This is a genomic window from Pseudomonas vranovensis (assembly GCF_040438935.1).
GTDB lineage: Bacteria > Pseudomonadota > Gammaproteobacteria > Pseudomonadales > Pseudomonadaceae > Aquipseudomonas > Aquipseudomonas vranovensis.
Window position 1 is genome coordinate 4,606,118 of sequence record NZ_CP159259.1, and the last position, 12,645, is coordinate 4,618,762.

Sequence of the window (12,645 nt, forward strand, 5' to 3'; positions counted from 1 at the left end):
GTTCATGCGCAACATTTTGTCTTGAGGCCTGTGGGTCAGATCCACGACAGGCATGGTCGTCAGGCAACCGGATCAGTATCCTAGCACCTCCTAGCCCGCTGACGCTAAGACCACGCGGGCAGCCCTACAGGTTAAACAACGTATGAATGCTCTAGCCCGCCGCGCCGCTGGCCTGTTGCTCAGCACAGTTTTTCTGCCGCTCGCCGCCTTTGCCGCCGATCCGCAACCTACTCATGAGTTCATTCTCGACAACGGCCTGAAAGTGGTCGTGCGCGAGGACCACCGAGCGCCGGTGGTGGTTTCGCAAATCTGGTACAAGGTCGGCTCCACCTACGAATCCCCGGGCCAGACCGGTCTTTCCCATGCCCTGGAACACATGATGTTCAAGGGCAGCGAGAAGCTCGGCCCCGGCGAAGCCTCGCGCATCCTGCGTGACCTGGGCGCTGAAGAGAACGCATTCACCAGCGACGACTACACCGCCTACTACCAGGTGCTGGCCCGCGACCGCCTGCCCGTCGCCCTCGAGCTAGAAGCAGACCGCATGGCCAGCCTGCGCCTGCCGGCCGACGAGTTCAGCCGCGAAATCGAGGTCATCAAGGAGGAGCGCCGCCTGCGCACCGATGACCAGCCCAGCGCCAAGGCGTTCGAACTGTTCAGCGCCATGGCCTTCCCCGCCAGCAGCTACCGCACCCCGACCATCGGCTGGATGGCCGACCTGGACCGCATGAAGGTCGAGGAGCTGCGTCACTGGTACGAATCCTGGTATGCACCGAACAACGCCACGCTGGTGGTCGTTGGTGACGTCACCGCCGACGAGGTCAAGGGCCTTGCCCAGCGCTTCTTCGGTCCGATTGCCAAGCGTGCGATCCCACCAGCCAAGCTGCCATTGGAACTGGCCGAGCCGGGTCTGCGCGAAACCACCCTGCATGTACGCACCCAACTGCCGAGCCTTATCTACGGTTTCAACGTCCCGGGCCTGGCCACCGCCAAGGAACCGCGCACCGTGCATGCCCTGCGCCTGATCTCGGCCCTGCTGGACGGCGGCTACAGCGCTCGCCTGCCGAGCCGGCTGGAACGCGGCCAGGAGCTGGTCTCCGGCGCCTCGTCCAATTACAACCCGTTCACCCGCGGCGACAGCCTGTTCCTGATCTCGGCCACGCCGAACCAGCAGAAGAACAAGACCCTGGCCGAGGTTGAAACCGGTATCTGGAAACTGCTCGACGAACTCAAGACTACCCCACCAACCGCTGAAGAACTTGAACGCGTGCGCGCCCAAGTGATCGCGGGGCTGGTCTACGACCGCGACTCCATCAGCAGCCAGGCCACGGCCATCGGCATGCTGGAAACCGTCGGCCTGTCGTGGAAGCTGATCGACAGTGAACTCGACGAACTCAAAAGCGTGACCCCGGCCGACATCCAGAACGCTGCGCGCACCTACTTCACCCGTGAACGCCTGAGCGTTGCACACGTACTGCCCGAGGAGACCGCTCATGAGTGATCGCAGCGCACCCCGCTACACCCTGATCGGCCTCGGCGTCCTGGTGCTGGTTGGCGCCGTGGCGTTCTTCCTGGCCAAGCCCGCCCAGTCGGACAACGCCGCGCAACCTGCGGGCAGCACCGCCGCCAAGCCGGCCAACACCCTGCAGACCCTGGCCGAACTGGACGGCAAGGCTCCCAGCCGCCGTCAGTTGAACATCCAGACCTGGAACACCACCGAAGGCGCCAAGGTACTGTTCGTCGAAGCCCGCGAGCTGCCGATGTTCGACCTGCGCCTGACCTTCGCCGCCGGCAGCAGCCAGGATGGCGACGCCCCAGGCCTGGCGACCCTGACCAACGCCATGCTCAACGAGGGGGTTGCCGGTAAAGACGTGACTGCCATTGCCGAAGGCTTCGAGGGCCTGGGCGCAGACTTTGGCAACGGCGCATACCGCGACATGGCCGTGGCCACCCTGCGCAGCCTGAGCGCGACAGACAAACGCGAACCGGCGCTGAAGCTGTTCGCCGAGGTCGTCGGCAAACCGACCTTCCCGCAGGATGCCCTCGAACGCATCAAGAACCAGATGCAGGCAGGCTTCGAGTACCAGAAGCAGAACCCGGGCAAGCTGGCCAGCATCGCGCTGTTCGAGCGCCTGTACGGCAACCACCCTTACGCCCACCCCAGCGACGGCACTGCCAAGAGCATCCCGCCGATCACCCTGGAGCAACTGCGCGCCTTCCACGCCAAGGCCTACACCGCAGGCAACGCGGTCATTGCCCTGGTCGGCGACCTGAGCCGCAGCGAAGCCGAAGCCATTGCCGCACAGGTCTCTTCAGCCCTGCCCAAGGGCCCGGCGCTGGCCAAGCTGGCGCAACCCACCGAGCCCAAACCTGGCACCACGCACATCGACTTCCCGTCCAAGCAGACCCACCTGATGCTGGCCCAGCTGGGCATCGACCGCAACGATCCGGACTATGCCGCGCTGTCGCTGGGCAACCAGATCCTCGGCGGCGGCACCTTCGGTACCCGCTTGATGAGCGAAGTGCGCGAAAAACGCGGCCTGACCTACGGCGTATACTCGGTATTCAGCCCGATGCAGGTCCGTGGCCCGTTCATGATCAACCTGCAGACCCGTGCCGAACTCAGCGAAGGCACGCTCAAGCTGGTCCAGGACATCCTCGGCGATTACCTCAAGACCGGCCCGAGCCAGCAGGAGCTGGACGACGCCAAGCGTGAGCTGGCCGGCAGCTTCCCGCTGTCCAATGCCAGCAACGCCAGCATCGTCGGCCAACTGGGCGCCATCGGTTTCTACAACCTGCCGCTGACCTGGCTGGAAGACTACATGCAACAATCCCAGGCCCTGACCACCGAACAGGTCAAGGCTGCCCTGAACAAACACCTGGCTGCGGACAAGATGGTCATCGTCACCGCTGGCCCAAGCGTGCCGCAAAAGCCTTTGCCGCCGCCCACTGACAAACCCGCCGAGCAGCCGCTTGGCGTACCGGAGCATTAATGGCCAGTCCATCTGCAAAATCGGCCAAGCCACACCACGGCACCGGCCAACTGCGCATCATCGCTGGCGAATGGCGCAGCCGTCGCCTGAGCTTCCCCGACGCCCCCGGCCTGCGCCCAACGCCGGACCGGGTGCGCGAGACGCTGTTCAACTGGCTCGCGCCGCATATCGAAGGCGCCAAAGTGCTCGATGCCTTTGCCGGCAGCGGCGCCCTGTACCTTGAGGCGCTGTCCCGTGGTGCATCCGAGGCGGTAGCACTGGACAGCAACCCGGCTGCCATCGCCAGCCTGCGGCAGAACCTGGAGCTGTTGCGCTGCCCGCGTGGCCAGTTGATCCAGAGCGACGCCCAGCGTTACCTCCAGGGCGAGCCGAAAATGGCCTTCGACCTGGTGTTCCTGGATCCACCGTTCCACCAGGAACTGCTGCCCACCACCTGCGCCCTGCTCGAAGAGCGCAACTGGCTGGCTGCCAATGCCTGGATCTACACCGAAAGCGAAACCCCGCCCTCGACCCTGCAACTGCCTGGCAACTGGCGCCTGCACCGGGAAAAGAAAGCCGGCCAGGTGTACTACGCGCTCTGGCAACGCGGCTGATTGAACGCAGAAAGGCGCAACGGACGTTACACTTGTAACCAACCGTTGCGCCTTTTTTTTGCCGAGATACCTTCGATGTCCCCTTCTCCGTCCAGCCCCTTCAAACCCGCCCTGGGACTGGGTAACCCGCATATGCAGACGCTATGGGGGCCGCTGTGGCGCAAATCTGCTGCGTTGAGCCGTCTACGCGAACGGCTGTGGCTCACCGATGGCGACTTTCTTGATCTCGACTGGCACGGCCCGCACGAAACCTCCACGCCGCTGGTGCTGGTGCTGCATGGGCTGACCGGCTCATCCAGCTCTCCCTATGTCATCGGCTTGCAACAGGCCCTGGCTGGCCGTGGCTGGGCCAGCGTGGCGCTGAACTGGCGCGGCTGCTCGGGCGAGCCGAACCTGCTTGCGCGCAGCTACCACTCCGGCGCCAGTGAGGATCTTGCCGAGGCCATCGATCACATCCGCGCCAGCCGCCCGCAAGCACCGCTGTATGCCGTGGGGTATTCGCTGGGGGGCAACGTGTTGCTCAAGCACCTGGGGGAAGTGGGCTCGGCGAGCCAGTTGGAGGCGGCGGTGGCGGTATCGGTACCCTTCCGCCTGGACCATTGTGCCGACCGCATCGGTCTCGGCTTTTCCAAGGTATATCAGGCACATTTCATGCGCGCCATGCTGGCCTACGTGAAAGATAAACAACGCCACTTCCGACATCACGACCACCAGGAAGGCCTGGCCGCCCTGGAGCGCCTGGGCTCGCTGGAGAACCTGCGCACGTTCTGGGATTTCGATGGCCGGGTGACGGCGCCCCTCAATGGTTTTGTCGATGCCAAGGACTATTACCGCCGAGCATCGAGTCGCTACTTTCTCGGTGAAAACCGTACGCCGACGCTGATCATCCATTCCAGCGATGATCCGTTCGTGTTCAGCCACAGCCTGCCTTCGACCAATGAATTGCCGCCACAGACCACCTTCGAGCTGCACGCGCGCGGTGGTCATGTGGGGTTTGTCGATGGGAGCCTGCGAAATCCCGGGTATTACCTGGAACGGCGGATTCCGCAGTGGTTGGCGGGAAACTTATAGTGGGAGCGGGCTTGCCCCCATTTTTCAGTCGCCCGTAGCCACCCGCCGTTGCGGGTTGGTGATCCACTCGCTCCACGACCCGGCATACAGCTTGCCCAGCGGATACCCCGCCAACGCCAGGGCGAACAGGTTGTGGCACGCCGTTACGCCCGAGCCGCAATACGCCACCAACTGTTCCGGTGAGCGCTTGCCGATTTTTTTGGCAAAGCGCTGCTTGAGCTGGTCGGCCGGCAAGAAGCGACCATCGGCGCCGAGGTTATCTGTAAACGCCGCGCACTGCGCCCCGGGAATATGCCCGGCCACCGGATCGATCGGCTCCACTTCACCACGAAAACGCGGCAAGCCTCGGGCATCGATCAGGGTCATCTCGGGTTGCCCCAGGCGCTCGACCAACTGATCGGCGGCAATCACCAGGTTCATGTCGGGTTCACCGCTGAAACTGCCCTCACGCCTGGCCGGCGGATCGAGGCTCAAGGGCAAACCGGCCGCATGCCAGGCCTTCAAGCCGCCATCGAGAATGGACACCCCGCTACGCTTGCCCAGCCAGGCCAGCAGCCACCAGGCGCGGGCGGCAAAGGCACCTGGACCATCGTCATACAGGACGATCTCACTGTCGTTGTCGATGCCCCAGCTGCGCAGGCGCTCGACCAGGCGCAGGGGGTCAGGCAGCGGATGTCGCCCGGTCACACCCTTGACGATCGGTCCGCTGAGGTCACGTTCAAGGTCGGCAAAATGCGCCCCGGCGATATGTCCTTCGGCGTAGCTGCGCTGACCATAATCAATATCCTCCAGAGCAAAACGACAATCGAGAATCACCAGCGCCGGCGCCTCCAGGCGTTCGGCCAATTGCTGGGCGGTGATCAGTTGCGCGAGGGGCATGACAGTCTCCTGAACGATTGAACGAGTAGGGCCCGGGCTTTATTGCTCCAGTGCCTGATTGAGCGAAACGTAGAATTCCTGGCACAACGCATCCACCGCCGGACGGGCCTTGGCGGTGACAAAACCGAGCTCGAGTACCAACACCTGATAGATCCCGCGCTTGAAGGCGTCCTCGCTCAGGTGGGTCGAATTCTCCCGGGTGGTACACAAAAACCGCACCCAGGAGGTCAGCACGATCCAGGCGTTGAGGGTCAGCGACTCGATCTGCACGGCGTCCATCTGGACGATTTCAGCTTCGACAAAACCGCGATAGATGGCTTGCCCCTGGATCAGGCAACGCTGGGAGAAACGCCGGTAGCGGGCTGCCAGCTCCTTGTCGCTGTCGAGCAAGTGTTCGAGGTCACGGTGCAGAAATCGGTAGTTCCACATCGCCGCCAGCAACTCCTTGAGGTAGAAGCGCTTGTCATCGACCGTCGAAGGCCGCCCCTGGGGCGGGCGCAGGAAGCTCTCCACCAGCTCTTCATACTGGGTGAAGAGCACGGCAATGATTTCCTGCTTGTTGGCGAAGTGGTAGTAGAGGTTGCCCGGGGAAATCTCCATGTGAGCGGCAATGTGGTTGGTACTGACACTGCGTTCGCCTTGCTGGTTGAACAGCTCCAGGCTGTTTTGCACGATGCGCTCGCGGGTCTTGATGCGCGGGGCCATGATCAGTTCCAGATACCGGGCGTGAATGAATGGGTCCATCTTACGGTTTATCCCGATGCGGATGTACCTGCCTGTCGTCAAAAAGGGGTCGCAAAAGAATCAGATTAGAGTATAAGCTCTAGAAAAAACGCTGCCGTGGAGTTTCGCATGACCGCCAATGCTGCTCGTCTTTTGCCTTCGACCGCCCTTGAAGAACTCACCGCGCAGTTCAGCGCCCAACGCCAGGCGTTTGCCGGCAACCCCATGCCGCCACTGGCCCAGCGCCGACAATGGCTCAAGAGCTTGCGCCAATTGCTGCTCAGCCAACAGGACGCCCTGATCCAGGCCATCAGCGAAGACTTCAGCGGCCGCAGCGCCGACGAAACCCGGCTGGCCGAGTTGATGCCGAGCATCCAGGGGCTGCACCATGCCGAGCGCCACACCAAGCAATGGATGAAAGACTCGCCGCGCAAGGTCGGCCTGGCCTTCCAGCCCGCCAGCGCCAAGGTGCTGTACCAACCACTGGGTGTGGTCGGGATCATCGTGCCGTGGAACTACCCGCTGTTCCTCGCCATCGGGCCGCTGACCGGCGCCCTGGCCGCAGGCAACCGGGTCATGCTCAAGCTCAGCGAAGCCACGCCAGCGACCGGTCTGCTGCTCAAGCAGCTGCTGGAATCGATCTTCCCCACGGACCTGGTCAGCGTCGTGCTGGGCGAGGCGGAAGTCGGCGAAGCCTTTTCACGCCTGCCCTTCGACCACCTTTTGTTCACCGGCGCGACCAGCATCGGTCGCCATGTGATGCTGGCAGCGGCGCAGAACCTGACCCCGGTCACCCTGGAGCTGGGCGGTAAATCCCCGGCCATCGTTTCGGCTACCGTGCCCCTGAAAGACGCCGCCGAACGCATCGCCTTCGGCAAGACCCTAAACGCCGGACAGACCTGTGTGGCCCCGGACTACGTGCTGGTGCCACGCGAACGCCTGGATGACTTTGCCAGCGCTTATCGCAGTGTCGTCCACCGCTTTTACCCGACCGTGGCCGACAACCCGGACTACAGCGCGATCATCAACCCACGCCATCTGGCGCGCCTGGACAGCTACCTGAGCGATGCCCGCGACAAGGGCGCAAAAATCGTCGACCTGTACCCCCAGGAACCCCGCCAGGGCCGCCGTTTGCCGCCTCACCTGTTGCTGCAAGTCAGCGACGACATGCGTGTGATGCAAGATGAGATCTTCGGGCCGCTGCTGCCGCTGGTGCCCTACGACAACCTCGATGAGGCGCTGCAGTACATCAACCAGCGCCCGCGCCCGCTGGCGCTCTATTACTTCGGCTACGACCGCGCCGAGCAACAGAAAGTGCTCGATAACACCCATTCCGGCGGTGCCTGCCTCAACGACACTTTGCTGCACGTGGCCCAGGATGACCTGCCCTTCGGCGGCGTCGGCCCTTCGGGCATGGGTCACTACCACGGCCATGAGGGCTTCCTGACCTTCAGCAAGGCCAAGGCGGTCTTCGCCAAGCAGCGCTTCAATGCCGCCCGGCTCATCTACCCGCCCTACGGCAAGTCGTTGATCAAGCTGGTGTACAAACTGTTCATTCGCTAACAACACCCAACAGGCACAACAACAATGACCACAAGCCTGCCCGCATCACCCACCCTGAGCCGTCGCGGCCTGCTCAAGTTCAGCCTCGGCGCCACGGCCTTTCTGGCCACCGCCGGGCTGGGCGCCAGCCTCAGCGGTTGTTCGGCACAGGCGCCCGCCAGCGGTTTCATCACCCTGCGCCAGGGCGACCTGCCCATTTTATACGCCGTGATCCCGGTGATCCTCGCTGGCACCGCTGCCCCCGACACTCGCGAAGCGCTGCTGCATCGCCTGGACACCAAGCTCGCGAGCCTGTCCCCGGCGATGCTCAAGCTGACCCTGCAGTTGCTCGATGTGCTGGCCCTGCCAGTGACGCGCGGACCATTGACTGGCATCTGGGGCAGTTGGGAAAACGCCAGCAGCGAGCAGATCGTGGCCTTCCTGCGGCGCTGGGAAAACAGCTCGCTGAACCTGCTGCGCATGGGCCATGCCTCGCTGCTGCAACTGTTGCAGATGGCCTGGTACGAGATGCCTGAATCCTGGGCGCACTGCGGCTACCCAGGCCCACCCAAGGTCTGACCCCCCCATAACGACAAGAGGCTGAAGATGCCCGTACTCGACCTGTTTCGCGAAGGCCTTGCCCGCGGCTGGAAAACCCGTGACGCCTCGCGCCTGGACCACGACCTGACCCTGGAAGCCGATGTCGCCATTATCGGCAGCGGTGCCGGCGGCGCCACCAGCGCCGAGCTGCTCAGTGCCGCCGGCTTCAAGGTATTGTTGATCGAAGAAGGCCCGCTCAAGACCAGCAGCGACTTCCACCTGCTCGAAGACCAGGCCTATGCCAGCCTCTATCAGGAAGGCATTGGCCGCATGAGCAAGGATGGCGCCATTACCATCCTGCAAGGCCGCGCCGTGGGCGGCACCACGCTGATCAACTGGACCTCGAGCTTTCGCACCCCCGAGCCGACCCTGCAGCACTGGGCCCGCGAGCATGACGTCAAAGGCTTGAGCAGCGCAGAACTGACGCCTTATTTCGAGCGCATGGAGCAGCGCCTGGGCATCGCGCCCTGGGCCATGCCGCCCAATGCCAACAACGAGGCACTGCGGCGCGGCTGCGAGGCCCTGAACTACAGCTGGAAGGTGATTCCGCGCAACGTGCGCGGCTGCTGGAACCTGGGCTACTGCGGCATGGGTTGCCCGGTCAACGCCAAGCAGTCCATGCTGGTGACCACCATTCCGGCCACCCTGGAGAAGGGCGGCGAGCTGCTCTACCTGGCTCGCGCCGAACGTCTGGTCCACGATGGCGAGCGCATCAGCAGCCTGCAATGCGTAGCCATGGACGAGCGCTGCGTGAACCCCACCGGGCGCCAGATCCACGTCAAGGCACGGCATTACATTCTCGCCGGCGGCGGTATCAACAGCCCGGCGCTACTGCTGCGCTCGGATGCCCCCGACCCGCATGAGCGCCTGGGTAAGCGCACGTTTCTGCACTTGGTCAACTTCAGCGCCGGCCTGTTCAAGGACAAGGTCAACCCCTTCTACGGTGCACCGCAGTCGATCTATTCCGATCACTTCCAGTGGCGCGACGGCGTCGCCGGCCCGGTCGGCTACAAACTCGAAGTGCCACCGCTGCAGCCTGCGCTGGCCGCCACCCTGCTCGGTGGTTTTGGCCACGACAATGCGCTGCGCATGGAGCAACTGCCCAACACTCACGTCATGCTCGCCCTGCTGCGCGACGGTTTCCACCCCGAAAGCGTCGGTGGCGAAGTGCAGTTGCGCGGTGACGGCACGCCAGTGCTCGACTACCCCGTGTCCCCCTACCTGTGGGAAGGCATACGCCGCGCTTTCCACACCATGGCCGAGATCCAGTTCGCCGCCGGGGCCGAGGCGGTACTGCCAATGCACAGTGACGGTCGTTACGTGAATACCCTGGCCGAAGTCCGGCAAATGATCGACAACCTGAGCCTTGAGCTGTTTCGCACCCGCCTTGGCAGCGCCCACGTCATGGGCGGTTGCACCATGGGCGAAGACCCGCGCCGAGCGGTCTGCGACAGCCTCGGACGGCATCATCAGCTGGCCAACCTGTCGGTTCACGACGGCTCGTTGTTCCCCACCAGCATCGGCGCCAACCCGCAACTGTCGGTGTATGGCCTCACCGCCCGGCTCACCGATGCCCTGATCGAGCGCCTGGCTGCCAGCAGATGACAACAAATCAACACACTGTCTATAGTGCCTTCAGCGTGCGCAGGCGACTTGGCCGACTGCCACTGCTGCGATACCATCCGACTCCCCAACGCACTCCTGCCAGGACGACGCGATGAACCGAGTGTTGTACCCAGGTACTTTCGACCCTATTACCAAGGGCCATGGCGATCTGGTCGAGCGTGCCTCGCGGCTGTTCGACCAAGTGATCATTGCGGTCGCTGCCAGCCCGAAGAAAAACCCGCTGTTCCCGCTGGAACAACGGGTGGAACTGGCTCGTGAGGTCACCAAGCACCTGCCCAATGTCGAAGTCATCGGCTTCTCCAGCTTATTGGCGCATTTCGCCAAGGAACAGCAGGCCAATGTATTCCTGCGTGGCCTGCGGGCGGTTTCGGACTTCGAGTACGAGTTCCAGCTGGCGAACATGAACCGCCAGCTCGCACCCGATGTCGAGAGCCTGTTCCTGACCCCCTCCGAGCGCTACTCGTTCATTTCCTCGACCCTGGTCCGGGAAATTGCGGCGCTCGGTGGCGACATCACCAAGTTCGTCCATCCCATCGTGGCCGACGCCCTGACCGAACGCTTCAAGAAGTGACATCGGTGATTTGACGACCGCGCCCGCGTGCACTACGGGCGCTAATGCGGCACAATTGTGCCCATTGGTTTTCAAATGCCAGGGTTCTGAGCCCTGGCCGGAGTCCCCATGTCCCTGATCATCACCGACGATTGCATCAACTGCGACGTCTGCGAACCCGAGTGCCCGAACGCCGCTATTTCCCAGGGCGAAGAGATCTACGTGATCGACCCGAACCTGTGTACCCAGTGCGTGGGCCACTACGACGAGCCTCAATGCCAGCAAGTCTGCCCGGTTGACTGCATCCCCCTGGATGAAGCCCACCCGGAGACCGAAGAGCAACTGATGGAAAAATACCGCCGAATCACCGGCAAGGCGTGATGCCGTTCGTCGCCCGCTTTCCCCCCCTGATCCTTGGCGCGCTGTTCGCGCTAGGGGCGGCGTGCGCCCAGGCGCAAGGGCCGGGCCAGGCGGCGATTGCCAGCCCGCATGCCCAGGCCACGGCGGCCGCGCGGGAAATCCTCGAGCAAGGCGGTAACGCCTTCGACGCGGCGATTGCCGTCAGTGCTGCGCTGGCAGTGGTCGAGCCCTATGGTTCGGGGTTGGGCGGCGGCGGTTTCTTCCTCCTGCGCGAGGCAGGCAACCCCGCGCGCTACGCCTTTATCGATGCCCGAGAGCGAGCCCCCGGCAAGGCCAGCGAGGCCATGTACCTCAAGGACGGCAAGGTCCAGCCGGGGCTGTCGATCAATGGCCCGCTGGCCGCGGCCATCCCGGGCCTGCCGGCGGCACTGGCAGACCTGGCCGCGCACTACGGCAAGCTACCGCTCAAAAGTACCCTGGCCCCGGCCATCCGCCTGGCCAACCAGGGCTTTGCCGTCGACCGCGTCTACCGCGACCGGGCCACCATGCGCTTGAGCGCCCTGCGCGACGACCCGGAAAGCGCCCGCCTGTTCCTCCAGCAAGGCGAAGTGCCCGGCCTGGGCGCGCAGATCCGCCAACCGGAGCTGGCCGTCACCCTCGAACGCTTGGCCAACCAGGGCCGCGACGGCTTCTATGCCGGCGCTACCGCCCAGGCCATGGTCAACGGCGTGCAAGCGGCAGGCGGGATCTGGAGCCTGGACGACCTGGCCAACTACCGCACAGCCACACGTGAACCACTGCGCTACCCATTGGCCGACCAGCGCGAACTGATCAGCGCCCCGCCACCCTCGGCCGGTGGCATCGCCCTGGCCCAGAGCCTGGCCATGCTCCAGCGCCTGCCGTGGCAAAGTGCAGAGCCAGTGCAACGCAGCCATTACGTGCTGGAGGTACTGCGCCGGGCCTACCGCGACCGCGGCCTGCTGGGTGACCCGGATTACGTCGCCAACCCTGTCACGCAGTTGCTCGCTCGTCCTTACCTCACCGGCCTTGCCGATAGCATCGAGGCATACCAGGCCACGCCGAGCAGCCGCCTGCCACCGGCCCCCGCCTGGCGTGAAGGCGACCACACCACCCACTTCGCGGTGATCGATGCCAACGGCAATGCCGTGGCCGCGACGCTGTCGGTCAACCTGCCTTTCGGCGCCGCTTTCAGCGCACCTGGCACCGGCGTGGTGCTGAACAACGAAATGGACGATTTTGCCGCCGATCCCCGCGGTAGCAACAGCTACGGGCTGGCGGGCAGCCAGGCCAACGCGGTGGCGGCCGGCAAGCGCCCGCTATCGAGCATGAGCCCAAGCTTTATCGAAAGCCCGACCCAGTTCGCCGCCTTCGGCACACCGGGCGGTAGCCGGATCCCGAGCATGGTGCTGCTGTCGATGATGGGTTTCCTGGAAGGCAAGCCGATTGCCAACTGGCCAGCGGTGCCGCGCTATCACCATCAGTACCTGCCGGATGTGGTCGAGCATGAGCCCGGCACCTTCAGCCCCGCGCAGCAACGCGAACTGCAGGCACGCGGCTACACGCTCAAGGACCTGGGGCGGACCTACGGCAATCAACAGGTGCTGTATTGGAACAAGGCCGTCAACACCCTGGAAGCCGCGAGCGATCCGCGCGGCGTGGGTGAATCGGCAGTGCTCAGCCCACGCTGAGC

At 64.0% G+C, this 12,645-nt stretch carries 12 protein-coding genes; 10 read left to right on the top strand and 2 right to left on the bottom strand.

Annotated features, from left to right (window positions below):
* Window positions 1–142 precede the first annotated feature (142 nt).
* The 4 genes from ABVN19_RS21380 (at window position 143) to ABVN19_RS21395 (ending at window position 4,654) form a co-directional block, all read left to right on the top strand.
* Window positions 143–1,498: a pitrilysin family protein gene (locus tag ABVN19_RS21380; protein ID WP_028943897.1), complete on the top strand. Its 1,356-nt coding sequence runs from the start codon at window positions 143–145 to the stop codon at window positions 1,496–1,498.
* Entirely contained in the window at window positions 1,491–2,990 is a 1,500-nt protein-coding gene (locus ABVN19_RS21385) for a pitrilysin family protein (protein ID WP_028943896.1), read from the top strand. The genes ABVN19_RS21380 and ABVN19_RS21385 overlap by 8 nt, the downstream gene beginning before the upstream one ends.
* Window positions 2,990–3,583 carry a 16S rRNA (guanine(966)-N(2))-methyltransferase RsmD gene (gene rsmD / locus ABVN19_RS21390; protein WP_028943895.1) on the top strand — a complete coding sequence of 198 codons (594 nt, stop codon included), beginning with the start codon at window positions 2,990–2,992 and terminating at the stop codon, window positions 3,581–3,583. Before ABVN19_RS21385 ends, rsmD begins: the two co-directional genes overlap by 1 nt.
* A gap of 75 nt (window positions 3,584–3,658) precedes the next feature.
* On the top strand, window positions 3,659–4,654 hold the full coding sequence (locus ABVN19_RS21395; protein WP_028943894.1) for a hydrolase: 996 nt from the start codon (window positions 3,659–3,661) through the stop codon (window positions 4,652–4,654).
* Window positions 4,655–4,678: 24 nt separating this feature from the next.
* On the opposite strand, the gene ABVN19_RS21400 is transcribed toward ABVN19_RS21395, so the two are convergent.
* Both ABVN19_RS21400 and ABVN19_RS21405 read right to left on the bottom strand, forming a co-directional pair.
* Entirely contained in the window at window positions 4,679–5,533 is an 855-nt protein-coding gene (locus ABVN19_RS21400) for a sulfurtransferase (RefSeq protein WP_028943893.1), read from the bottom strand.
* Between the two features lie 39 nt (window positions 5,534–5,572).
* A complete protein-coding gene (locus tag ABVN19_RS21405) occupies window positions 5,573–6,238 on the bottom strand; it encodes a TetR/AcrR family transcriptional regulator (protein ID WP_028943892.1) in 666 nt (221 codons plus the stop codon).
* A gap of 147 nt (window positions 6,239–6,385) precedes the next feature.
* Between ABVN19_RS21405 and ABVN19_RS21410 the strand changes: the two genes are divergently transcribed.
* From ABVN19_RS21410 to ggt, 6 genes are all read left to right on the top strand, one after another.
* Window positions 6,386–7,819 (top strand): coniferyl aldehyde dehydrogenase, encoded by a 1,434-nt coding sequence (locus ABVN19_RS21410; protein ID WP_105641864.1) that lies wholly within the window; start codon window positions 6,386–6,388, stop codon window positions 7,817–7,819.
* A gap of 24 nt (window positions 7,820–7,843) precedes the next feature.
* On the top strand, window positions 7,844–8,377 hold the full coding sequence (locus ABVN19_RS21415; RefSeq protein ID WP_028943890.1) for a hypothetical protein: 534 nt from the start codon (window positions 7,844–7,846) through the stop codon (window positions 8,375–8,377).
* A gap of 27 nt (window positions 8,378–8,404) precedes the next feature.
* Window positions 8,405–10,003 carry a GMC family oxidoreductase gene (locus ABVN19_RS21420; protein ID WP_105641863.1) on the top strand — a complete coding sequence of 533 codons (1,599 nt, stop codon included), beginning with the start codon at window positions 8,405–8,407 and terminating at the stop codon, window positions 10,001–10,003.
* A gap of 112 nt (window positions 10,004–10,115) precedes the next feature.
* On the top strand, window positions 10,116–10,595 hold the full coding sequence (gene coaD, locus ABVN19_RS21425) for a pantetheine-phosphate adenylyltransferase (RefSeq protein ID WP_028943888.1): 480 nt from the start codon (window positions 10,116–10,118) through the stop codon (window positions 10,593–10,595).
* Window positions 10,596–10,703: 108 nt separating this feature from the next.
* Window positions 10,704–10,955 (top strand): YfhL family 4Fe-4S dicluster ferredoxin, encoded by a 252-nt coding sequence (locus ABVN19_RS21430; RefSeq protein WP_010222176.1) that lies wholly within the window; start codon window positions 10,704–10,706, stop codon window positions 10,953–10,955.
* A complete protein-coding gene (ggt, locus tag ABVN19_RS21435) occupies window positions 10,955–12,643 on the top strand; it encodes a gamma-glutamyltransferase (RefSeq protein ID WP_177431050.1) in 1,689 nt (562 codons plus the stop codon). The genes ABVN19_RS21430 and ggt overlap by 1 nt, the downstream gene beginning before the upstream one ends.
* Window positions 12,644–12,645: the final 2 nt, after the last annotated feature.

What these genes read in the sequence shown, in the direction of transcription:
- ABVN19_RS21385 (WP_028943896.1), top strand. Translation starts at nt 1,491, where the DNA reads ATGAGTGATCGCAGCGCACCCCGCTACACCCTGATCGGCCTCGGCGTC.
- ABVN19_RS21420 (WP_105641863.1), top strand. Translation starts at nt 8,405, where the DNA reads ATGCCCGTACTCGACCTGTTTCGCGAAGGCCTTGCCCGCGGCTGGAAA.
- ABVN19_RS21380 (WP_028943897.1), top strand. Translation starts at nt 143, where the DNA reads ATGAATGCTCTAGCCCGCCGCGCCGCTGGCCTGTTGCTCAGCACAGTT.
- coaD (WP_028943888.1), top strand. Translation starts at nt 10,116, where the DNA reads ATGAACCGAGTGTTGTACCCAGGTACTTTCGACCCTATTACCAAGGGC.
- ABVN19_RS21400 (WP_028943893.1), bottom strand. Translation starts at nt 5,533, where the DNA reads ATGCCCCTCGCGCAACTGATCACCGCCCAGCAATTGGCCGAACGCCTG.
- ggt (WP_177431050.1), top strand. Translation starts at nt 10,955, where the DNA reads ATGCCGTTCGTCGCCCGCTTTCCCCCCCTGATCCTTGGCGCGCTGTTC.
- ABVN19_RS21405 (WP_028943892.1), bottom strand. Translation starts at nt 6,238, where the DNA reads ATGGCCCCGCGCATCAAGACCCGCGAGCGCATCGTGCAAAACAGCCTG.
- ABVN19_RS21430 (WP_010222176.1), top strand. Translation starts at nt 10,704, where the DNA reads ATGTCCCTGATCATCACCGACGATTGCATCAACTGCGACGTCTGCGAA.
- ABVN19_RS21395 (WP_028943894.1), top strand. Translation starts at nt 3,659, where the DNA reads ATGTCCCCTTCTCCGTCCAGCCCCTTCAAACCCGCCCTGGGACTGGGT.
- ABVN19_RS21410 (WP_105641864.1), top strand. Translation starts at nt 6,386, where the DNA reads ATGACCGCCAATGCTGCTCGTCTTTTGCCTTCGACCGCCCTTGAAGAA.
- rsmD (WP_028943895.1), top strand. Translation starts at nt 2,990, where the DNA reads ATGGCCAGTCCATCTGCAAAATCGGCCAAGCCACACCACGGCACCGGC.
- ABVN19_RS21415 (WP_028943890.1), top strand. Translation starts at nt 7,844, where the DNA reads ATGACCACAAGCCTGCCCGCATCACCCACCCTGAGCCGTCGCGGCCTG.